Source organism: Kineococcus sp. TRM81007 (genome assembly GCF_022669155.1).
In the GTDB taxonomy this organism is placed as follows: domain Bacteria; phylum Actinomycetota; class Actinomycetes; order Actinomycetales; family Kineococcaceae; genus Kineococcus.
Genome location: NZ_JALBVB010000044.1, coordinates 119444 through 140248, shown reverse-complemented (window position 1 = coordinate 140248; position 20805 = coordinate 119444). Strand labels below are relative to the sequence as shown.

The following is a 20805-nucleotide window of genomic DNA, read 5'->3' as shown; positions in this document are numbered from 1 at the left end:
GAGTCACCTCGCAGTGGCCGCGTTGTCAACGCGAACCGGCCCGCACGTCGAGGGCGCGGCTCCCGCGTCGTCGCTCCCGCCCCCGGCGGGCGCGGGTCACCGGGCTGTCTGAGCCATCATCATCGGGTGGAGCAACGGCCCGGGGAGCACCCCGACGAGCACCGCCGGGGCCGGCTGCGGGTCTACCTCGGAGCCGCCCCCGGCGTCGGCAAGACCTACGCCGCGCTCGACGAGGCGCAGCGTCGCGCCGAGCGCGGCACCGACGTCGTCGTGGCCGTCGTCGAGACCCACGGGCGCCGGTGCACCGCGGAGCGGCTGGAGGGCCTTCAGGTGCTGCCGCGCCGCGTCGTCGACCACCGCGGCCACGAGCTGTCCGAGATGGACCTCGACGCGGTGCTGCGCCGCCACCCCGAGGTCGCCGTCGTCGACGAGCTCGCCCACACCAACGCGCCCGGTTCGCGCCACGCCAAGCGCTGGCAGGACGTGCAGGAACTGCTGGAGGCCGGGATCGACGTGGTCTCCACGGTGAACATCCAGCACTTGGAGTCCCTCAACGACGTCGTCGCCCACATCACCGGCGTCGAGCAGCGCGAGACCCTGCCCGACGCGGTGCTGCGCGGCGCCGAGCAGGTCCAGCTCGTCGACATGACGCCGGAGGCGCTGCAGCGCAGGCTCTCCCACGGCAACGTCTACCCGGCCGGGCGGGTGGACGCGGCCCGCTCGAACTACTTCCGCACCGGCAACCTCACCGCCCTGCGCGAGCTGGCGCTGCTGTGGCTGGCCGACCGCGTCGACGAGGGCCTGGAGCGCTACCGCGCCCAGCAGGGCATCGAGCAGACCTGGCCGGCGCGCGAGCGCGTCGTCGTCGCCCTCACCGGCGGCCCCGAGGGCTCCACCCTGGTGCGCCGGGCCGCGCGCCTCGCCGGCCGCGGCGCCGGGGGTGAGCTGCACGCCGTGCACGTCGCCAGCGGCGACGGCCTGGTGCGCACCTCCCCGGCGCGGCTGGCCGAGCAGCGCACCCTCGTGGAGTCCCTCGGCGGCAGCTACCACCGCGTCGTCGGCGACGACGTGGCCGGCGCCCTGCTGGAGTTCGCCCGCGGCGTCAACGCCAGCAGGCTCGTCGTCGGCGCCAGCCGGCACGGGCGGCTGGCCGCGCTGTTCCGCGCCGGTGTGGGCGACGCCGTCGTGCGCGGGGCCGGGGCGGTCGACGTGCTCGTCGTCACCCACGAGGAGCAGCCCGCCGGGCTGCGGCTGCCGCCGCGGGCGCGCGCGGCGCTGTCGGGCGGGCGCCGGCTGCTCGGGTGGGTCCTCGCGCTGGGCGGCCCGGCGGTGCTGACGGCCCTGCTGGGCACGTTCCCGCGCCAGGACCTCTCGACCGACCTCATGGCGTTCCTCGTCGTGGTCGTCGCCGCCGCGCTCGTCGGCGGGCTGCTCCCCGCCGTGGCCGCCGCGCTCGTGGCGAGCCTGGCGGTGAACTGGTTCTTCACCCAGCCGACGGGGCGGCTGACCATCGCCCAGCCCGCCAACGCCGTCGCCCTCGGCGTGTTCGTCCTCGTGGCGCTCGCGGTCTCCAGCACGGTCGACCGCGCCGCGCGCCGCACCGAGCAGGCCGCCCGCAGCCGCGCCGAGACGGAGGCGCTGTCCGTGCTGACCCGCACCGTCATGGCCGCCGAGGACCCGCTCGCCGAGGCCCTGGAGCACACCCGCACCACCTTCGCCGTCACCTCGGCGTCCTGGCTGGAGCGCACCGGCCCGTCCGCGCCGTGGACGTGCGTCGCCTCGTCCGGGGACCCGCCGTGCGCCTCGCCGGCCGAGGGGGACGCGGAGGTCGTCGTCGACGCCACCGCGTCCCTCGCGCTGCGCGGGCGGCTGCTGGCCGCCGGCGACCGGCGCGTGCTGGAGGCGTTCGCCGCGCAGATCGCCGCGCTGCGCCAGCGGCAGCGGCTGCGCGCCGAGGCCGCGCAGGTGCGCCGCCTGGAGGAGGGCGACGCGGTGCGCGGGGCGCTGCTGACGGCCGTCTCGCACGACCTGCGCACCCCGCTGGCGACGCTGAAGGCGTCCGTGGACGGGCTGCGCGACGAGGAGCTGACCCTGCGGCCGGAGGACGAGGCGGAGCTGCTGGCCTCGGTGGCCGAGTCCGCCGACCGCCTGCAGCAGCTCATCGACGACCTGCTGGACCTGACCCGCGTGCGCAGCGGCGTCGTGCGGCCGCACCTCGTCGCGACCGGCCTCGACGAGGTGGTGCCCGCGGTCGTCGCCGAGGCCCCGCCCGGTCGCGTCCGGCTGGAGCTCCCCGAGGACCTGCCGGCGGTGTCCACCGATCCCGGCCTGCTGCGGCGCGTCGTGGCGAACCTCGTGCAGAACGCCGTGCGCCACGGCGCCGGGGCACCGGTGGAGGTCGTGGGGGCCGTGGCCGTCGAGGAGGGGCGGCGCAGCGCCCAGCTCCTCGTCGTCGACCACGGGCCCGGCCTGCCCGGGGCGGCGAAGGAGCGGGCGTTCACCCCCTTCCAGCGCCTGGGGGACCGCTCCGGCGCCGGTCTGGGCCTGGGCCTGGGCCTGGCGGTGGCGCGGGGGCTGACCGAGGCCGTCGGCGGGCGGCTGGACGCCGAGGACACCCCCGGCGGCGGCCTGACGATGGTGCTCGCGCTGCCGCTGGCGGGTGCCGCGCCCGCGGGTCCGGCGCCCCGGCCCGGGCGCCCCGCGGAGGTGGGCGGGTGAGCCGCGTCCTGGTCGTCGACGACGAGGCCGGGTTGCGCCGGGCCCTGGCCATCAACCTGTCCGCCCGCGGCTGGGACGTCACCGCCGCCCCCGACGGCGCCACCGCGCTGGAGGCCGCCGCGAGCACGCACCCGGACGTGGTGCTGCTGGACCTCGGGCTGCCCGACCTGGACGGCCTGGACGTCATCGCCGGGCTGCGCGGCTGGACCGACGTGCCGATCATCGTGCTCACCGCCCGCACCTCCTCCGCGGACACCGTCGACGCCCTCGACGCCGGCGCGGACGACTACGTCACCAAGCCGTTCGCGATGGACGTGCTGCTGGCGCGGCTGCGCGCCGCCGTGCGCCGCGGCGCCGCGGGGGAGGGCGGTGCCCCGGAGGTCGTGGAGGCCGGCGCCCTGCGCGTGGACCTGGCGCGGCGCACCGTCACCCGGCACGGCGAGCCGGTGAAGCTGACCCCCACCGAGTGGCACCTGCTGCAGGTCCTCGTCACCCGCGCCGGCCGGCTCGTCACGCAGACCGAGCTGCTGAAGGAGGTGTGGGGCCCGGCGTACGGGCGGGAGACGAACTACCTGCGCGTCTACGTCGCGCAGCTGCGCCGCAAGCTGGAGGAGGCGCCGGCGCAGCCGCGCCACCTGATCACCGAGCCGGGGATGGGCTACCGCTTCGAGCTGTGACCGCCTCCCGGGGCCGGGCGGTGTTCCGGGCACCGACTAGTCGACATCTCGACTAGCCGGTGCCACGATGAGCGGGTGGACGCGGACGGCGGGAACCCCGACTGGCAGCGCGGCGTGCTCACCACGTGCGCGCTGGCGGTCCTGGCGCGCGGCAGCGCCCACGGGTACGCCGTGGCCCAGCAGCTCCAGTCCGCCGGCATCGGCCCCGTCAAGGGCGGGGCGCTGTACCCGGTGCTGAACCGCCTGGAGCAGGACGGGGTCCTGACCTCCGCGTGGCAGGAGGGCGCCGGTGGGCCCGGCCGCAAGGTCTTCACCCTGACCGGTGCCGGCCACGCACGCCTGGAGGCGCTGCGCCGCGGCTGGCAGCCCTTCGCCGCGGCCGTGGCGGACCTGCTGGCCCCCGACACCTCCCCGGCGGCCGCAGCCGCCGGGGGACGACGAGCGGACGGGAGCACCCCGTGAGCGCACCGGTGCAGCAGCGCTGGCCGAGCCCCGAGGACGAGCGGTGGGGCGATCGCCTGCGGGTGCGGCTCGCCGTGGAGCACGGCGTGCCCGCTCCCGTCGCCGAGGAGGCCGCCGAGGAGGCCCGGCTGGCCTGCCGGGAGTCCGGTCGGCCCGCCGAGGAGCTGTTCGGCCCCGCCGACGAGCACGCCGCCGAGGTCGCCCGCGAGCGCGTGCCCGTGGAGCGGCGTGCCGCCGTCGACCTGGACGGCGGCTCCCCGCGCGACCGCTGGACCCTGTGCCTGCTGGGAGCGGGCTGGGGCGGTTCCCTGGGCGGCGTCCTGCTGCTCGTGACGCAGGGGTGGACGACCCCCGTCACCCCCGCCGCACTGGCCGTGCTGGCCGCGACCGCCGCCGGGTGGACCGGCGCCGCGTGGGGCGTGCTCGAGCGCCGCGACGGCCGGCTGGAGCGAGGGTGGGCGTGGGCCGCAGCGGGTGCCGCCGGCGTGGTCGCCGGAGCCGCCGCGGCCGACGCGCTGCGGGACCGCCCGGCGCTGGGGGAGCTGCCGGTGCCGCTGGTGCTGCTCGCCTCCGCCGCGCTGGTCGTGGCCGGGCTGAAGCTCCCGCAGCGCCCCGCAGCCCTGGACGCGCGCGCTGCCACCGGCGACCCGGGGGAGTGGTTCGAGCGCCTGGCCGGCGTCCTGCGCGGGCGCTTCCACCTGACCCGCGGCGACGTGCGCGACCGCGTGGAGGAGGCCCGCGGCTACTGGCGCGACAGCGGCAGCGCCCACCCCCGGGACGAGTTCGGCGCGCCCGAGGTGCACGCCCTGCGGCTCGTGGAGGGCTCCGACGAGCCCCGGCGGCGCCGCTCGCGCATGAAGGCGTGGTTCTACGGCGCGCTGACCCTCTACTGGGGCACCACGGTCGTCGACACCGCCCTCGGCGAGGGGTTCGGCGGGGAGCTGCTGTGGCGGGCGGCCGCCGTCGCGCTGACCGCCTCCCTCCTGGTGGGTGCCTGGCGGGGTTCTCGCGCGAGCGCTCCGGCCGCCGGGTCGTAGCCGTCGCCGAGCGCCGGCCCCGGTCAGGCCGAGCGCTCGTCCGGCTCGTCGCCCGCGACGGTGGACCGGCGTGCGCGGCGGCCCCGCGCCACCTCGGTCGCCAGCGCGTCCAGCGGTTGCGCGAACGGTGCCAGGGGGTCGGCGGCCCGCGCGAGCCGGTCCAGCCACTCCCGGGCCGCGCCGACGCCGGACGCGTCGAGGCCGTACAGGTGTCGGGTGCCCTCGGAGCGCACGGCGACCAGACCGGCGGTGCGCAGCACCCCCAGGTGCTGGGACACCGCCGGCTGGGAGATCGCCCCGTGCTCCCGCAGCGCCGCGACGACCTCGCCGACGCTGCGCTCACCTGCGGTGAGCAGTTCCAGGACCCGTCGGCGGGTGGGGTCGCCGAGCGCGGTGAAGACGTCCCCGCTCACGCGCCGGTGTCCTCCTCGCCGGCGCCGTCGGGGACGGTCGTGTAGAAGGCCGTCGTGCGTTCGGCGGCCGCGCGCGCCCCGCTGGGCTCGTCGCCGTCGGTCACGGCGGCCTCGGCCCACCCCGCGGCGGCCCGCTCGACGAACGCGACGCCCTCGGGGGAGGTGCTGAAGGCCGCGGCGGCGGCCGGGTCCACCGCCGTTCCGCTCGCCAGGTGCAGCCCCAGCCCCACCAGGGCGAGGTCCCAGCCGACGCCCACGGCGCCGGGGCCGAACTCCTCCCAGAACCCGGGGTCCACGGGAGCTTCGTGCGTCAGCTCCAGGCGGGTGCCGGCGCCGTCGGGGACGAGCCGCACCTGCAGCCAGGACACCGCCGGGCCCATCTCCCAGGTCAGGGCGAAGGACCGCGGCCGCTCGCAGCGTTCGACGAGGCCCCCGGCGTTGCCCTCCAGCTGGTAGCGGCCGCCCACGTGCAGGTCGCCGCTGACCGGCAGGAACCAGCGGGGGATGCGCTCGGCGTCGGTCAGGGCGCTCCACAGGTCCTCGGCGCCGGTGGGGTAGGTGCGGTGGGCGACGGCGACCTTCGTCGGTGCGCCGTCCCGGGTGGAGCTGCGCACCGCGCGGGTCACCAGGCCCGCCGCGGCCAGGGGATCGGGGATCACGGCCACTCCCTCCATAAGTTTCAGCTTATGAAAGGAGGTTAGGCTCGGGGTTCTCGCGCCGCAAGGGTCTTCAGCTCCCCAGCGACACCAGGACCTTCCCGGACACCTCCGAGTCCGCCGCCACCGCGAACGCCTCCGCGGCGCGCGCCAGGGGGAACTCGTGGGTGACGACCCGCTCCAGCGCCGGGTTCGCCGCCAGCACCCGGACCGCCTCGTCGATCTCCCCGGCGAAGCGGAACGTGCCGCGCAGCTGCAGCTCCTTGGACACCAGCGGCGCCAGGTTCACCGGGCGGGGCTCGTCCGGCACCATGCCGACCTGCACGACGACGGCCGCCCGGCGCGCCGCCGCCAGCGCCGCGCTCACCGCCACGGGCACGCCGGAGCACTCCAGCACCACGTCGAAACCCTCGCGCTGCACCTCCTGCTCCCCGATGCGCACGGTGCCGTGCACGCCGAGGGCGCGGGCGCGCTCCAGCGGGCCGGGCAGCACGTCGGTGGCGACGACCTCGCCCGCGCCGCGCTCCAGCGCCGCCGCCGCCACCAGCAGCCCGATCGGCCCGGACCCGGACACCAGCACGCGGCGGCCGGCGACGTCCCCGGCGACCGTCACGGCGTGCAGGGCCACCGCCAGCGGCTCGGCCAGCGCCGCGGTGCGCAGCGGCAGCCCGTCCGGCAGCACCCGCACCATCGAGCGGTCCACCACCAGGAACTCGCTCATCCCGCCCTGGGTGTGCGGCCACGTCGAGGCGCTGCCCAGGTAGGACCCGCCGGGGCGCAGGTGCGGCAGGTCCTCGAGACCGTCCGCGGACGGCCCGAACGTCGCCGGGTGCACCGTCACCGGCGTGCCCGGCGCCAGCTCACCGGAGGGGTCCGCGTCCACGGTGCCGGACACCTCGTGCCCGGGCACCAGGGGCTCGCGCACCACGTACTCGCCGTTCGCGCCGTGCGCGAAGTAGTGCAGGTCCGAGCCGCAGATCCCCGCGTACGCCATCCGCAGCCGCACCCGCCCCGGGCCGGGGTCCGGCAGCGCGAGCTCCTCCTCGCGCAGGTCCCTCTCCCCGTGGATCCGAACAGCTCGCACCGCAACGCCTCCCGGAGGTCTCAGAGCACCGACGTCATGCCGCCGTCGACGACGACGTTCTGCCCCGACACGTAGCTGGACGCGTCCGAGGCCAGGTAGATCAGCGTGCCCAGCAGCTCCTCCACCCGGCCCCAGCGGCCCGCGGGGGTGCGCTGCTCCACCCAGGCGTTGAACTGCTCGTCCGCGACGAGCGCGGCGTTCATCTCCGTGGCGAAGTAGCCCGGGGAGATCGCGTTCACCTGGATCCCGTGCCCCGTCAGGTCCGCCGCCATGCCCTTGGTGAGCGAGGCGACCGCGCCCTTGGTGGCGGTGTACGGGGCGATGGTCCGGCGCGCCAGCACCGACTGCACCGAGGCGACGTTGACCACCTTCCCGGAACCGCGCGCCACCATGTGCGGCACCACCGCGCGCGAGACGTGGAACACGCTGGACAGGTTCGCGGCCACCAGGTCGTCCCAGTCGGCGGTCGCGAACTCCTGGAAGGGCGCGCGCCGCTGGATGCCCGCGTTGTTCACCAGCACGTCCGGCACGCCGTGCTCGGCGACCAGCGCCTCGACCGCCTCGGCGACGGCCCGCGCGTCGGTGACGTCGAAGCTCACCACCGCCGGCTCCGAGCCGGTGCGCCCGGCGATCTCCGCCCGTGCCCGCTCCAGCTGCGCGCCGTCGCGCCCGTGCAGCACCACGCGCGCGCCGGCCTCCGCCAGCCCCGCCGCCATGGCGCGGCCCAGCCCGCGCGAGGACCCGGTGACCAGCACCAGCCGGCCGGTGACGTCGAACAGTGTGCTCACCCGGTGAACACTGGCACACCCGCCGCCGAGACCGCCCGGGACCCGGCCCGGCTTCGCCTACCGTGTCCGGGTGACCGCCACCTCCCGGCCCCCGTCCCCGCCGTCGTCCCCGTCCTCCCCGTCGTCGTCCGGCGGGCGCCGGCTGCCCGCCGACGTCGTGCGCGGTGCCCTCATCGGCAGCGCCGAGGTCGTCCCCGGCGTCAGCGGGGGGACGCTGGCCCTGGTCACCGGCGTGTACGAGACGCTCATCGGCGGCGCCGGGCACGTCGTCACCGCCGCCCGGTACGCCGTGACCGGCCCCCGCTCGCAGGTGCGCGCCGAGCTGGCCCGGGTGCGCTGGTCCGTGGTGGTGCCCGTCCTGGTGGGCATGGCCGCCGCGGTCGTCGTCGGCTCCGCGGTGCTCGAGCCCGTGGTCACCGAGCACCCGGTCGGTTCGCGGGCGGTGTTCTTCGGCCTGGTGCTGGCCTCGCTCGTCGTGCCCGCCCGGATGGTGGGGCGCTGGACGGCGCCCCTGGCGCTCGTGGCGGCGGTCGCGGCCGTCGCCGCCTTCCTGCTCACCGGGCTCCCGGCGGCGTCGGAGCAGCAGCCCTCCCTGCTGGTCGTCGCCGTCGCGGCGGCCGTCGCGATCTGCGCGCTGGTGCTGCCGGGCGTCTCCGGGTCGTTCCTGCTGCTGACGGTGGGCCTGTACGAGCCGACGCTGCGCGCCGTCGCCGACCGCGACCTCGCCTACGTCGGCGCCTTCGCCCTGGGGGCGGTGGTCGGCCTGGGCTCGTTCGTGCGCGTGCTGCAGCACCTGCTGGACCACCACCGCGCCGTGACCCTGGCGGTGATGACCGGGCTCATGGCCGGTTCGCTGCGGGCCCTGTGGCCCTGGCAGGGCGAGGACCGCGAGCTGGCCACGCCGTCCGGCGACGTGCTGACCGTGGTGCTGCTCGCGCTGGCCGGTGCCGCCCTGGTCGTGGTGCTGCTCCTCGTCGAGGACCGCATCCAGCGCCGCGGCGCGTCAGCGCCGGCGGACCCCGTGCGCTGACGCGTCACGGCACCTCGTGGCGCACCCACCCGAACGTGCGCCGCACCGCCTCCTGCCAGTCCTGCCACCCGCGCTCGCGCACGTCCCCGGCCATCGCCGGCGACCACTGCGCGGCGCGGTGCCAGCGGCGGCGCAGCGCGGTCGTGTCCGGCCAGAAGCCCACCGCCAGGCCCGCCGCGTACGCCGCGCCCAGCGACACCGTCTCGGAGACCATCGGCCGCACCACGGGCACGTCCAGCACGTCCGCGACCGTCTGCATGAGCAGGTTGTTCGACGTCATGCCGCCGTCCACCCGCAGCGAGGACAACCGCAGGCCGGAGTCGGCCTCCACGGCCTCCACCACCTCGCGCGTCTGCCAGGCGCTGGCCTCCAGCACCGCGCGCGCCACGTGCCCCTTGGTGACGAACGAGGTCAGGCCGATGAGCAGCCCTCGCGCCTCCGCCCGCCAGTGCGGGGCGAACAGCCCGGAGAAGGCGGGCACGAAGTAGCAGCCGCCGTTGTCGGGCACCGTGCGCGCCAGCGACTCCACCTCCGGGGCGGTGGAGATCAGCCCCAGGTTGTCGCGCAGCCACTGCACCAGCGCCCCGGTGACCGCGATGGACCCCTCCAGCGCGTACGCGGGCGGCTCGTCGCCGATGCGGTGCGCCACCGTCGTCAGCAGCCCGTGCGAGGAGCGCGGCACCTCGGTGCCGGTGTTCATCAGCAGGAAGCCGCCGGTGCCGTACGTGCACTTCGCCTCGCCGGGGGAGAAGCACGTCTGCCCGAACAGCGCCGCCTGCTGGTCGCCCAGGGCCGCGGCGATCCGCGCGCCCGGCACGACCGCGCGCGCCGTGCCGTACACCTGGGAGCTGGGCACGATCCGCGGCAGCGCCGCGCGCGGCACCCCGAACGCCTCCAGCAGCTCCGGCGACCAGTCCAGCGTGCGCAGGTCCATGAGCATCGTGCGGCTGGCGTTGGTGACGTCGGTGACGTGCTCGCCGCCGTCGGGGCCGCCGGTGAGCTTCCACACCAGCCACGACTCGACCGTGCCGAACAGCACGTCGCCGCGCTCGGCGCGGCGCCGCAGCGACTCGTCGTGGCGCAGCAGCCACGTCATGCGCGGCCCGGCGAAGTAGGTGGCCAGCGGCAGCCCGCACACCGGCGCGAACCGGTCCGCGCCGCCGTCGGCGGCCATCTCCTCCACGATCGCGGCGGTGCGGGTGTCCTGCCACACCACGGCCGGGCCGACGGGCTCACCGGTGCGCCGGTCCCACACCACGACCGTCTCGCGCTGGTTGGCGATGCCGACGGCCACGACGTCGGCCGGGGAGGCGTCCACCTGCGCCATCGCCCGCGGCACCAGCCGGGCCACGTCCCGCCAGATCTGGGCGGCGTCGTGCTCGACCCACCCCGGGCGCGGGTAGTGCGGGCGGTGCTCGCGCTGGGCGACGGCCACGAGGCGACCGGCATGGTCGAACAGGATGCAGCGCGTGGACGTGGTGCCCTGGTCGACGGCCACGACGTACCCGCGGTGCTCGGGTCGCTGGCCCGCACCGTCCAGCGTCGTCGCCGCCCGCGTCGTCACGCGCGCCATCCTGCCCGACGTCCCCGTCCCCGTCCCCGCACCGCGGGAAGGGGGCGGGGTCGGGGGTGGGAGGTCAGGAGGGGCGGGCACCCAGCTCGCGGGAGATGGCGCGGGCGGCGTGCCGCACCGCCGGCACCAGGCCCGCCCGGGGGCGGCCGCGGGTGTCCACGAGGCGGTCCGCGTCCCCGTCCACCCCGATCGCCCCCGCCACCAGCCCACCGCGGTCGCGCACCGGCGCCGCGACGCCCGCGACCGACGCGGTCAGCTCCTCCACCTCCAGGGCCCAGCCCTGCTCGCGCACCGCCACCAGCGCGCGCCGCAGCGCCGCCGCGTCCGTGACGGTGCGGGCCGTCATCGCCGGCAGGGACCCGCGCAGGCGCACCGGCGCCGACGCCAGCAGCACCTTGCCCAGGGCGCACGCGTGCGCCGGCAGGCTGGTCCCGGTGGTCAGCTCCTGGGCGCTGTCGTCGGGCCGGAAGACGTGGTGCACCACCAGCGCCCGGCCCTCGTGCAGCACCGCCAGCCGCACCGACTCGCCCGTGCGGGCGGCCAGCGAGTCCGCCCAGTTCACCGCGTGCGCGCGCAGGTCGTCGGCGCCGGTGCGGGGCCGGCCCAGGTCGGCCAGCGCGGGGGAGGCGCGGTAGTCGCCGTCGTCGTCCTGCACGACGAAGCCCACGTCCACGAGGGTGCGCAGCAGGCCGTGCGCGGTGGTCTTCGCCAGCCCCAGCGCGTTGCCGACCTCCACCACGCCCAGGCCGCGGCCGGCGCCGGACAGCAGCCGCAGCACCGCCGCGGCCCGCTCGACGGACTGGATGGGCCCCGGCACCTCCCGCCCCCGCCCCCGCGCCGGCCCGCCCTCAGCGCGCCGGGGCGGTCGCCGGGGTCTCCTCGGCGGGGGTGTCGGCGTCCACGACGATCCGGATGCGCCCCGTGCGCACGTCGTAGACGCCGCCGGCCACCGGCATCCGCGGCGGCAGGAACGGCCAGGAGCGGATGCGCTGCACGTCGTGCACGAGCGTGGCCTCCTGGTCGCTGATCGTGCGGAAGTCGATGCTGCGCGTGTCGACGCCCTGCGCCAGGACCTTCGCGTGCACGTCGGCGTCGGTGTTCTTCGTCATGCCGCAGTCGGTGTGCGCCAGCACGAGCACCCGCTGCACGCCCAGCAGGTAGGTGGCCAGCACCAGGGTGCGCAGCACGTCGTCGGTCACGCGCGCGCCGGCGTTGCGCAGGATCTTCGCGTCCCCCGGGACCAGGCCGAGCACCTCCAGCGGGGAGATGCGCGAGTCCATGCACGTCAGCACGGCCAGGCCGGAGCCGGCCACGCCGGGGCGGCCGCTGTCGACGAAGGAGTCGGCGTACGCGGCGTTGGCGCTCAGGACGTCGCCGAACGGGTCGCCGGGGTGGGGGTCAGTGGTCTCGGTCACGGCGACATTCTCACCACGGGGCGCAGTCCACCGGCACGGGGCGTACCGTCCCGTCCGTGTCCATCCTCGTCGTCCGTCACGGGCAGACCGCCTGGAGCCTGTCGGGCCAGCACACCGGCACCACCGACGTGCCCCTGACCGCCGAGGGCGAGGCCCAGGCCCGGGCCCTGGCCCCGGTCCTCGCCGCCCGCCGCGCCTGCCTCGTCCTGAGCAGCCCGCGCGTGCGCGCCCGCCGCACCGCCGAGCTCGCGGGCCTGGCCGCCGACGCCCCGGTGCGCCTGGACGACGACCTCGTCGAGTGGGACTACGGCGGCTACGAGGGCCGCACCACCGCGGAGATCTCCGAGCAGCTGGGCCGGCCGTGGTCGGTGTGGCACGACGGCGTCGTGCCCGGCGGCACCCCGGGCGAGACCGTCCACCAGGTCGCCACCCGGGCCCGCGCCGTCCTCGGCCGCGCCGCCACCGCCGTGCGCGAGGCGGGCGGCGACGGGGGGGCCGACGTCGTGCTCGTCGCCCACGGCCACCTGCTGCGGGTGCTGGCGGCCTGCTGGCTGGGCCTGTCACCCACCGCGGGGGCGCTGTTCGCCCTCGACGCGGGCACCTGGGGCGAGCTCGGCCACGAGCACGGCCGCCCCGTGCTGACCCGCTGGAACGTGCCCGCCGGCGGCTGACCGGGGGGGCGGGTCGCCCGCACCGCCCGCCGGCCGGACTCACCCGACCGGACCGTTCAGGGCTCGCGCCGCCGCGCCGATGGGCCTTCGTGGACACAGCCTGGATCGCCTGGACGACCGTCGTCCTCGTGACCGCGGCGGCCGCGATCGCCCTCGCCGTCGTGGCCCACCGGCGCGACCGGTGCAACGCCCGGGTGGCCCGCACCGACGCCCTCACCGGCCTGGGCAACCGGGCCGCGCTGGCCGAGCACGTCGCGGCGCTGCTCGCCCGGGGCCCCGCACCGGCGCTGCTGCTGCTGGACCTCGACGGCTTCCGCGACGTCAACGACACCCTCGGGCACACCGCCGGCGACGCGCTGCTGCGCCAGGTCGCGGACGTGCTGCACCGCACCGCCGGCGACCAGGCGGAGGTCACCCGCCTCGGCGGCGACGAGTTCGCCGTCCTCGTGCCCGGCCCCGTGGACGCCGGTCAGGCGGACGTGCTGGCCCGGCGGCTGCTGGCGGGCCTGGCGATGGGCGGCTTCACCTCCGGCGGGGTCCCCCTGGACGTCCAGGGCAGCATCGGTTTCGCGCTCTCCGGCCCGGACGGCGCGACCGCCGAGGAGCTGCTGCAGCACGCGGACGTGGCGATGTACGCCGCCAAGCGCGCTCGCGTCGGGGTGCTGCGCTACGACCCGGCGCACGACCCGCACTCCACCGGTGCGCTGGAGGTCCTCGGCCAGCTGCGGCAGGCCATGGAGGAGGACCAGCTCGTCCTCCACTACCAGCCGAAGGTGGCCGGTGGCGGTGACGGCCGGCTCCTGGGGTTCGAGGCGCTGGTGCGCTGGCAGCACCCCACCCGCGGGCTGCTGCCCCCGGCGGCGTTCCTGCCGTTCGTGGAGCGCACCCGCCTCATCCACCCGCTGACGCGCTGGGTGCTGCTGACCGCGGCGCGGCAGGCGGCGACGTGGCGCGCGCGGGGGCTGGAGACCACCATCGCCGTGAACATCAGCGCGGCCTGCCTGGACGAGGGGCTGCTGGGCGTGGTGGAGGAGGCCCTGGCGCTGACGCGCTGGCCCGCGCAGCAGCTCGTCCTGGAGATCACCGAGACCGCCATCGTCGTCGACCCCGAGGGTGCGCGCCGCACCGTGCAGCGGCTGCGCGAGCGCGGTGTGCGGGTCTCCGTCGACGACTTCGGGGCCGGCGCCACGAGCCTGGTGCACCTGCGCGGCCTGGCCGTGCACGAGCTGAAGGTGGACCGGCAGTTCGTCACCGAGCTGATGGCGCACCCGGAGGACGAGGTCATCGTCTCCTCCGTCATCGCGCTCGCGCACCGGCTCGGGCTGGTCGTCGTCGCCGAGGGCGTGGAGGACCCCGGCACCGCCGAGCGCCTGCGCGCCATGGGTTGCGACGAGCTGCAGGGGTACCTGTTCGCGCGGCCGCTGCCGGCGGCGGAGGCGCTGGGCTGGGCCCTCGGCGAGCTGGACCGCCGCTCGGGCGGGCCGGTGGCCGGGCCGGTGGGCGATCCGGCGGGCGATCCGGCGGCCGACCCCGCCTGACCCCCGCCCCCGCCGGGCCCCTCCCCGGGCGAGCGGCCATCCTGGGCGGTGGACGTCGTGCGGGAGGGGTGGGTGTGCTGATCGACGGTGACGAGGTCTGGCGTCGCGTGGAGGGGCGGGCCGAGGTGCGCAGGACCCGCGTGCGCGGCCGCAACCCGGCCCTCGTCGCCGTGCGCGCCGCCCACCGCGCCGTGGAGGTGCGCGTGCCCGGCCTGGCGGCCGAGATCGCCTACTACCTGCTGGTCTCCCTGCTGCCGCTGGTGACGATGCTCGGGGCGAGCCTGGGGCTGCTGCGCGGGTTCCTCGGGCAGCAGGCGGTGGACCGCATGGAGGAGCGCATCACCGGTGCGGTCGAGGCGGCGCTCAGCCCGCAGCTCGCCGGTGACGTCGCGGTGCCGTTCGTGGAGCAGCTGCTGCGCGAGGAGCAGGTGGGTGTCGCGCTGACCAGCGTCGCGGTCGCGCTGTGGCTGGGCAGCAGGGTGTTCCGCGCGGCGGTGCGCACCCTCGGCGACGCCTACCGGGTGCAGGAGCGCCGCGGCTTCCTGCGGTTGTGGGCCCTGTCCCTGGTCTTCACGCTCGTGGCGGTGGTCGTCACCACCGCGTTCCTCGCGCTCGCCGTCGTCGGCCCGCTGCTGGGCGGCGGCCAGGAGATCGCCGACGCGCTCGGTGCGGGGAGCGCGTTCCGCAGCGCCTGGGCGCTGGTGCGCTGGCCGGTCCTGGCCGTCGCCGTCACCGCGTTCCTGGCCTGGCTCTACCAGGTGGGGCAGAACGCGGACACCCGCTGGCGCGACGCGCTGCCGGGCGCGGCCCTGGCCACGCTCGGCCTGGTGGTGCTCGCCCTGGGGTTCCGGCTGTACGTCGACGTCGCCGGGCCGAGCACGCCCGACGTCGAGGGCGGGGACGCGGCCGTGCGGGCCGTCGGTCAGTTCCTGGGCACGGCCCTGGCGGCCGCGCTGCTGGGCTGGCTGGCCGCTGTCGTCGTCCTGCTCGGCGGGGTGTTCAACGCCGAGTGGCACGCCGAGCACCACGCGGAGCAGGACGTGGAGCAGGACGCCGAGAACGACGCCGAGCGCCGCGCCTGACCGCGCCGGGCGGTGCGGGGTTCCGCGCGCGGGCCGCGGGCGCCACGATGGCAGCGCGGGGGCGGCGCCGCGCCGCCCGGGAGGGGGACCGGGGTGGGCGGCGGGGCGGAGCAGGCCGAGCGGACCCGGTGCGTCGTGGCCGGGGGTGGCCCCGCCGGGGTGGTGCTGGGGCTGCTGCTGGCGCGCGCGGGCGTGCCGGTGCTGGTGCTGGAGAAGCACGACGACTTCCTGCGCGACTTCCGCGGCGACACCGTGCACCCCTCGACGCTGCGGTTGCTGGACGAGGTCGGGCTGGCCGACGAGTTCCTGCGCCTGCCGCACTCGCGGGTGCGGCGGGCGGCCGTCACCACCGACGACGGCACGTTCGAGGTGGCGGACTTCTCCCGGTTGCGGGGCCGGTTCCCGTTCCTGGCGCTGGTGCCGCAGTGGGACTTCCTGGACCTGCTGGCCGCGCGGGCGCGGCGCTACCCGGGGTTCGAGCTGCGCACCGGGGCCGAGGTCACCGGGCTGCTGCGCGAGGGCGGCCGGGTGGTGGGCGTGCGGTACCGGCAGGCGGCGCACGGGGGAGGCCCGGGGGGAGGTCCGGCCGGCGGCGGGGCCGAGCGCTCCGTGCGGGCGGTGCTGACGGTGGCGGCCGACGGGCGCGGTTCGGTGCTGCGCGAGGACGCCGGCCTGCGGCTGCGGGAGTTCGGCGCCGGGGTGGACGTGCTGTGGTTCCGCCTGCCGCGGCCGCCGGGAGCGGTCACGGGCGTGCGCGCCTCCAGCGGCCGGTTCGTCGTGGTGCTGGACCGCGGGGACTACCTCCAGTGCGCGTTCGTGGTGCCCTCCGGCGGGCTGGAGGCGGTGCGAGCGGGGGGTGCCGCGGCGTTCCGCGCGGACCTGGCCCGGCTGCTGCCGGCGCTGGCTCCGGTGGTGGGGGCGCTCGCGGACCTCGACGAGGTGCACGTGCTGCGGGTGCGCATCGACCGGTTGCGGCGCTGGTACCGCGACGGGCTGCTGGTGATCGGCGACGCCGCGCACGCCATGTCCCCGGTGGGCGGGGTGGGGGTGAACCTGGCGGTGCAGGATGCGGTGGCCGCGGCCCGGATCCTGGCGGGGCCGTTGCGCCGCGGGGCGGTCTCGCGCCGCGACCTGGCGCGGGTGCAGCGGCGGCGGTGGCTGCCGGTGGCGCTGACGCAGGCGGCGCAGCGCGTGGCGCACCGCCGGGTGCTGGGGGCGGCGCTGGCCGCTGCGGGGCCGGTGCGCGCGCCGCGGGCGCTGCGGCTGCTGGCGCGGGTGCCGGTGCTGCGGGTGCTGCCGGCGGCGGCGATCGGCCTGGGGGTGCTGCCGGAGCACGCACCACCGGAGCGGGTAGCACCCGATACCTCAGCGATGTATCGTTGACGCATCGAGCGCGGCACCGTGCTGCGCTCCACCCCGGAGGTGCACCGTGCGCAACCCCTTCTCCTCCTTCCCCGGCCCCGAGGGTCCCGGCCCGCGCGGCGGCGGGCACCGGCACCACCGCGGCGAGTGCGGGCGCCCGCCCTTCGAGGGCCCCGGCGGTCCCGGGGCCCGTGGCGCGTTCGGCGGCCGCGGCGGTTTCGGCCCCGCCGGTTTCGGCCCCGCCGGTTTCGGCCCCGGCGGTCCGGGGCGCGGCGGTTTCGGTCCCCGGGGCCCCGAGGAGGCCGACTGGCCCTTCCCCTTCGGCCCCGGCTCCCGCGGCCGCGGCGGCCCGCGCCGTCCCAAGGGCGACGTGCGCGCGGCCGTCCTCGTGCTGCTGGCCGAGGGGCCCAGCAACGGCTACCGCATCATCGGCGAGGTCGAGCGCCGCAGCGACGGCGCCTGGAAGCCCAGCCCGGGCTCCGTCTACCCGACGCTGCAGCAGCTGCAGGACGAGGGCCTGGTGACCGCCGACCCCGCCGACCCCAAGCGGTTCACCCTCACCGACGCCGGCCGCGACGTCGTCGAGCGGGAGCTCGCCGGGGCACCCGCGCCCTGGGAGAGCGTCGGCGGCCGGCCCTCGCGCGGGGAGTTCCGCGACCTCGGCCGGCAGGTCCAGCAGATCGCCGGGCTGCTGCACCAGGTGGCGCTCAGCGGCCGCCCCGGCGACGCGAAGCGCGCCGGTGACGTGCTCGAGCGCTGCCGCCAGGACCTGCTGCGCCTGCTCGCCGAGGACCCCCGCGAGGAGAGCCGCGGGGATCAGGACGACGCCGGCTGAGACACCGCCGTCAGGAAGCCCACCACCGGCGTCATCGCGTGCACCAGCGTGCGGTCCCCGCCACCGTCCAGGGCGGCCGCGCCGCAGCGGCGCAGCAGGTCCGCGCGCACCGCGAGGTTCAGCCGCACCGGGTGCGGGCCGTGCGAGCCGCGCACCGGGCCCGTGCTCGCCTCCGCACCGGTGGCGTGGTGGTGCACGTGCTCGGTGATCCACCGGCTGCTCACCGCGACCCGCGGCGCCGTCGTCAGCAGCACGACCGCACCGGGGCGGGGCAGCCCGGCCGCCACCGCGCCGGCCGCCGCGGCCAGCACCCGCTCCGCGTCCCCGGACGCCGCCAGCACCGGGCCCGGCTCCACCGGCTCCAGGGCCACCCCGTCGACCAGCGCCACCAGCGGCCGCCACGACGCCAGCACCTGGGCGGCCGCCGGGCCGGGCGGCACCGCGGGCACCAGGGTCGTCGGCACGCCGGCGGCGGCGGCCTCGTCGGCGCAGGCCACCAGCCGCTCCAGGCAGGCGTCGAGCAGGGGCAGGTCGGCGGGCAGCACCGGCAGCACCACTACCGCGCGTTCGATGCGCACGCGCCTCCCGTCCACCGCGGAGGGACCCGGTCCGCGCCCCTCGCCTCCCCGGCGTGTCTACGTGGGGCCGCCCGGCCGGTCAAGCGGAGGCGCGTCACCCCGTGTCCCTTGACCCTGCCGCTGCGTCAACTCCTAGCGTCGTCGGTGGAGTTCGGGAGGGCGCCGTGGAGTGGACGATCCACCAGGTCGCGAAGGCGACCGGCACGACCAGCAGGACGCTGCGGCACTACGCCGACATCGGCCTGCTGGCGCCCAGCCGCGTCGGGGCCAACGGGTACCGCTACTACGACGACGCGGCCCTGCGCCGCTACCAGCGCATCCTGCTGCTGCGGGAGCTGGGGCTGGGGCTGGCCGCCATCGCCGAGGTGCTCGACGAGCGCACCGACGAGGTGAGCGCCCTGCGCGCGCACGCCGGGCTCCTGGAGGCGGAGGCCGCCCGCCTGACCCGGCTGGCCGGGGCGGTGCGGGAGACCCTCCGCAGGACCGAGGAGGGAGAGGAGCTGGACGTGACGACGAGCTTCGACGGCTTCGACGCGAGCCGCTACGAGGACGAGGTGGTGCAGCGCTGGGGCCGCGACGCGCACGAGGACGCGCAGCGGGCCTGGCGGGGGATGGGCGAGGAGGGTCGGGCCGCGCACGGGGCCGAAGCCGACGCGATCGGGCGCGGCCTCGCCGCGGCGGCCGCCCGCGGCGCCGCGCCCGACGAGGGGGCGGTGCAGGACCTGGTGCGCCGCCACCACGCGTGGGTGTCGCGGTTCTGGGTGCCCGGTGCCGACGCGTACCGGGGGCTGACGGCGATGTACGTCGACGACGAGCGGTTCCGCACCACGTACGAGGCGTACGGACCCGGCACGGCGGTGCTGCTGCGGGACGCGGCGGAGGTGCTCGCGCAGCGCGAGCTGGCCTGACGCGGGCAGCCGGGCGGTCACCCGCCCGGCACCCGCCCGTCACGCTCCCGTCCCCGCGCGTCGTCCCGGGCGTCGTCGCCGTGTCGCAGGGCGGGTGCAGGGTGGGTGCATGAGCGAGACGCCCACCGCCGAGGTCGCCGCGGGCACCGTCACCGCCGTGGCCGCCGCGGCCGACCTGTCCGACCGCGCCGGCTACGACCCGGGTTTCCTCGCGCCCGGGCCGGTGGTGCCGCTGCCGGTGCCCACCGACGGCACCGCGGTCGTGGTGCTGCCCTACACGCACTTCTCGGTGGTGCTGCGCCCCGACCGGCGCCTGGCCGCGGCCACCGCCGTCACCGTCGACGGGGCGGCGCTGCGCGACGTGGAGCGCGGCGGGGACGGCTGGTTCCTCGACCCGCGCGTCGGCCCGGACGCCCAGGCCGGTGCGGACCTGTACGCGCGCAACGACTTCGACCGCGGTCACCTCGTGCGCCGGCGCGACCCGGTGTGGGGAGGGCCGGCCGAGGCCCGCCGGGCGAACGCCGACACCTTCAGCTACACCAACGCCGCCCCGCAGGCGTCGGGCTTCAACCAGTCCCTGGAGCTGTGGCTGGGGCTGGAGGACCACGTCCTCGCGCACGCCCGCGGGCACGACGCCCGCCTCGTCGTGCTCACCGGCCCCGTGTTCGCCGACGACGACCCCGAGTACCGGGGGGTGCGGGTCCCGCGCAGGTTCTTCAAGGTCGCCGGGTACCTGCTCGGCGGGGGTGCGACCGGCGGCGCCACCGGCGCGGGCGGCCCCGTCCTGGCGTCCGCCGGTTTCGTGCTGGACCAGACGCCGCTGGTGGAGGAGGTCCTGCGCTCGGAGGCCGCCGCGCAGCACGCCCCCGAGCTGGGCGCCTTCCGCACCTTCCAGGTGCCCGTGGCCGACGTCGCGGAGCTGACCGCGCTGGACCTCGGCCCGCTCGTGGCCGCCGACCGGATGCCCGCCCTCGTGCCCGCCGCCTCGGCCGAGGGCGACGGCGTGCCGATGTGGCGCCCCCTGACCGCACCGGGGGAGCTGCTGCTGTGAGCACCCGCTCGCGCTGACGGGCCCCGGGGTGGGCGGGGCTCAGCGCCCCACGGGGGCCGGCTCGGGGCGCTTGCCCGTGCGGTGGGCCCCGGAGGTGGTGCGCCGCAACCGGCGTCGCACCCACGGCAGCAGGTGCACCCGGCCCCAGCGCAGGTCCGCGGCCAGCGTCTCGCGCCACGGCACCGGCTCCGCGGCCGGCAGGGGGCTGCGGTAGTCGCGCTCGGTCTCGCTCAGGTGCACCGGGGCGGGCCGCCCCAGGGCGTCCAGGGCCGCCAGCGCCACGCGCCGGTGCCCCTCGGGCGTCAGGTGGATGCGGTCCTCGCCCCAGCAGCGGCGGTCCGCCAGCGCCCGCAGCCCCCACAGGTCCACCACGTCGCACCCGTGGCGGTGCGCGAGGCTCCACACGTGGCAGTTCCACGTGGCGACGGCGCCCCGGGTGCGCCGCAGCAGCGGCGCGGCCGCCGGGTCCGCGCCCGTGGCCAGCAGCACGCGGGCCCCGGTGGCGCGCAGCCGCACCACCGCCCCCTCCAGCAGCCCCGCCAGCTCGTCGGGGTCCGTGCCGGGGCGCAGCAGGTCGTTGCCGCCGCCGACCAGGCTCACCAGGTCCGGGTCCAGCTCCAGCGCGCGCGGCACCTGCTCGTCGACGATGCGCGGCAGCAGCCGCCCGCGCACCGCCAGGTTGGCGTACTCCACGACCGTCCCGTCGCCCTCGCCGGCCGCGGCCAGGTGCTCGGCCAGGCGGTCGGCCCAGCCGCGGTACCCGCCGCCCGGGCGGCCGTCGACCATGCCCTCGGTGAAGGAGTCCCCGAGGGCGACGTACCGGTAGGTGACCACGGGCACCATGCTCGCCACCGCCGGCCGCCGGCGCACCCGTGACGTTCGTCATGCCCGGGCCGTGCACGGCACCGCCGGAGTCGTGACGGCGGG

Annotated in this window: 21 protein-coding genes; 12 read left to right on the top strand and 9 right to left on the bottom strand. The window is 77.6% G+C overall.

The window, feature by feature from the left end:
* The first annotated feature begins 126 nt into the window (after positions 1-126).
* From MN205_RS08175 to MN205_RS08160, 4 genes are all read left to right on the top strand, one after another.
* A complete protein-coding gene (locus MN205_RS08175) occupies positions 127-2718 on the top strand; it encodes a DUF4118 domain-containing protein (protein WP_242126105.1) in 2592 nt (863 codons plus the stop codon).
* Entirely contained in the window at positions 2715-3395 is a 681-nt protein-coding gene (locus tag MN205_RS08170) for a response regulator (RefSeq protein WP_242126104.1), read from the top strand. The genes MN205_RS08175 and MN205_RS08170 overlap by 4 nt, the downstream gene beginning before the upstream one ends.
* 75 nt (positions 3396-3470) lie before the next feature.
* Positions 3471-3857, top strand: coding sequence for a PadR family transcriptional regulator (locus tag MN205_RS08165; protein WP_242126102.1), 387 nt, complete (start codon positions 3471-3473; stop codon positions 3855-3857).
* Positions 3854-4894: a hypothetical protein gene (locus tag MN205_RS08160; RefSeq protein WP_242126100.1), complete on the top strand. Its 1041-nt coding sequence runs from the start codon at positions 3854-3856 to the stop codon at positions 4892-4894. The genes MN205_RS08165 and MN205_RS08160 overlap by 4 nt, the downstream gene beginning before the upstream one ends.
* A gap of 23 nt (positions 4895-4917) precedes the next feature.
* On the opposite strand, the gene MN205_RS21755 is transcribed toward MN205_RS08160, so the two are convergent.
* From MN205_RS21755 to MN205_RS08140, 4 genes are read right to left on the bottom strand one after another with little or no spacing between them, the layout of a single operon-like run.
* On the bottom strand, positions 4918-5307 hold the full coding sequence (locus tag MN205_RS21755) for a helix-turn-helix transcriptional regulator (RefSeq protein ID WP_242126098.1): 390 nt from the start codon (positions 5305-5307) through the stop codon (positions 4918-4920).
* The gene (locus MN205_RS21750) at positions 5304-5981 is read right to left on the bottom strand and encodes an SRPBCC family protein (RefSeq protein WP_374115883.1); all 678 of its coding nucleotides are present in this window, start codon (positions 5979-5981) and stop codon (positions 5304-5306) included. The genes MN205_RS21755 and MN205_RS21750 overlap by 4 nt, the downstream gene beginning before the upstream one ends.
* 55 nt (positions 5982-6036) lie before the next feature.
* Positions 6037-7047: a zinc-binding dehydrogenase gene (locus MN205_RS08145; protein ID WP_242126094.1), complete on the bottom strand. Its 1011-nt coding sequence runs from the start codon at positions 7045-7047 to the stop codon at positions 6037-6039.
* Positions 7048-7067: 20 nt separating this feature from the next.
* Positions 7068-7835 (bottom strand): SDR family oxidoreductase, encoded by a 768-nt coding sequence (locus tag MN205_RS08140; protein WP_242126092.1) that lies wholly within the window; start codon positions 7833-7835, stop codon positions 7068-7070.
* A 70-nt stretch (positions 7836-7905) separates the two neighbouring features.
* Here MN205_RS08140 and MN205_RS08135 point away from each other — a divergent pair, with 70 nt between their 5' ends.
* Positions 7906-8865, top strand: a complete 960-nt coding sequence (locus tag MN205_RS08135) for a DUF368 domain-containing protein (protein ID WP_242126090.1) — start codon at positions 7906-7908, stop codon at positions 8863-8865.
* Between the two features lie 4 nt (positions 8866-8869).
* On the opposite strand, the gene glpK is transcribed toward MN205_RS08135, so the two are convergent.
* The 3 genes from glpK to MN205_RS08120 form a co-directional block, all read right to left on the bottom strand.
* The gene (gene glpK, locus MN205_RS08130) at positions 8870-10438 is read right to left on the bottom strand and encodes a glycerol kinase GlpK (protein WP_374115881.1); all 1569 of its coding nucleotides are present in this window, start codon (positions 10436-10438) and stop codon (positions 8870-8872) included.
* A gap of 64 nt (positions 10439-10502) precedes the next feature.
* On the bottom strand, positions 10503-11255 hold the full coding sequence (locus MN205_RS21745; RefSeq protein WP_242126086.1) for an IclR family transcriptional regulator: 753 nt from the start codon (positions 11253-11255) through the stop codon (positions 10503-10505).
* A 31-nt stretch (positions 11256-11286) separates the two neighbouring features.
* Positions 11287-11853: a carbonic anhydrase gene (locus MN205_RS08120; protein WP_242126084.1), complete on the bottom strand. Its 567-nt coding sequence runs from the start codon at positions 11851-11853 to the stop codon at positions 11287-11289.
* A gap of 56 nt (positions 11854-11909) precedes the next feature.
* On the opposite strand from MN205_RS08120, the gene MN205_RS08115 reads away from it, so the two are divergent.
* The 5 genes from MN205_RS08115 to MN205_RS21740 all read left to right on the top strand — a co-directional run bounded on the left by MN205_RS08115 (position 11910) and on the right by MN205_RS21740 (position 17341).
* Positions 11910-12524: a histidine phosphatase family protein gene (locus MN205_RS08115; protein ID WP_242126081.1), complete on the top strand. Its 615-nt coding sequence runs from the start codon at positions 11910-11912 to the stop codon at positions 12522-12524.
* A gap of 89 nt (positions 12525-12613) precedes the next feature.
* On the top strand, positions 12614-14062 hold the full coding sequence (locus tag MN205_RS08110) for a bifunctional diguanylate cyclase/phosphodiesterase (RefSeq protein WP_242126079.1): 1449 nt from the start codon (positions 12614-12616) through the stop codon (positions 14060-14062).
* Between the two features lie 74 nt (positions 14063-14136).
* Positions 14137-15144: a YihY/virulence factor BrkB family protein gene (locus MN205_RS08105; protein ID WP_242126077.1), complete on the top strand. Its 1008-nt coding sequence runs from the start codon at positions 14137-14139 to the stop codon at positions 15142-15144.
* 93 nt (positions 15145-15237) lie between these two features.
* Positions 15238-16527, top strand: coding sequence for an FAD-dependent oxidoreductase (locus tag MN205_RS08100; RefSeq protein WP_242126075.1), 1290 nt, complete (start codon positions 15238-15240; stop codon positions 16525-16527).
* Positions 16528-16573: 46 nt separating this feature from the next.
* Complete coding sequence (locus MN205_RS21740; protein WP_242126074.1) at positions 16574-17341, top strand: PadR family transcriptional regulator; 768 nt, start codon at positions 16574-16576, stop codon at positions 17339-17341.
* Here MN205_RS21740 and MN205_RS08090 read toward each other — a convergent pair.
* Positions 17323-17919, bottom strand: a complete 597-nt coding sequence (locus MN205_RS08090) for a hypothetical protein (RefSeq protein WP_242126072.1) — start codon at positions 17917-17919, stop codon at positions 17323-17325. The genes MN205_RS21740 and MN205_RS08090 overlap by 19 nt on opposite strands.
* A 164-nt stretch (positions 17920-18083) precedes the next feature.
* Here MN205_RS08090 and MN205_RS21735 point away from each other — a divergent pair, with 164 nt between their 5' ends.
* Both MN205_RS21735 and MN205_RS08080 read left to right on the top strand, forming a co-directional pair.
* On the top strand, positions 18084-18827 hold the full coding sequence (locus tag MN205_RS21735; protein ID WP_242126070.1) for a MerR family transcriptional regulator: 744 nt from the start codon (positions 18084-18086) through the stop codon (positions 18825-18827).
* A gap of 109 nt (positions 18828-18936) precedes the next feature.
* Positions 18937-19878, top strand: a complete 942-nt coding sequence (locus MN205_RS08080; RefSeq protein WP_242126068.1) for a DNA/RNA non-specific endonuclease — start codon at positions 18937-18939, stop codon at positions 19876-19878.
* A gap of 39 nt (positions 19879-19917) precedes the next feature.
* Here MN205_RS08080 and MN205_RS08075 read toward each other — a convergent pair whose 3' ends face one another.
* Positions 19918-20721 carry an SGNH/GDSL hydrolase family protein gene (locus MN205_RS08075; protein WP_242733446.1) on the bottom strand — a complete coding sequence of 268 codons (804 nt, stop codon included), beginning with the start codon at positions 20719-20721 and terminating at the stop codon, positions 19918-19920.
* Between the last annotated feature and the right edge of the window lie 84 nt (positions 20722-20805).

Coding starts and splice junctions, on each gene's coding strand:
- glpK (WP_374115881.1), bottom strand. CDS start 10,438: ATGGCGCGCGTGACGACGCGGGCGGCGACGACGCTGGACGGTGCGGGC.
- MN205_RS08075 (WP_242733446.1), bottom strand. CDS start 20,721: ATGGTGCCCGTGGTCACCTACCGGTACGTCGCCCTCGGGGACTCCTTC.
- MN205_RS21750 (WP_374115883.1), bottom strand. CDS start 5,981: ATGGAGGGAGTGGCCGTGATCCCCGATCCCCTGGCCGCGGCGGGCCTG.
- MN205_RS08080 (WP_242126068.1), top strand. CDS start 18,937: ATGAGCGAGACGCCCACCGCCGAGGTCGCCGCGGGCACCGTCACCGCC.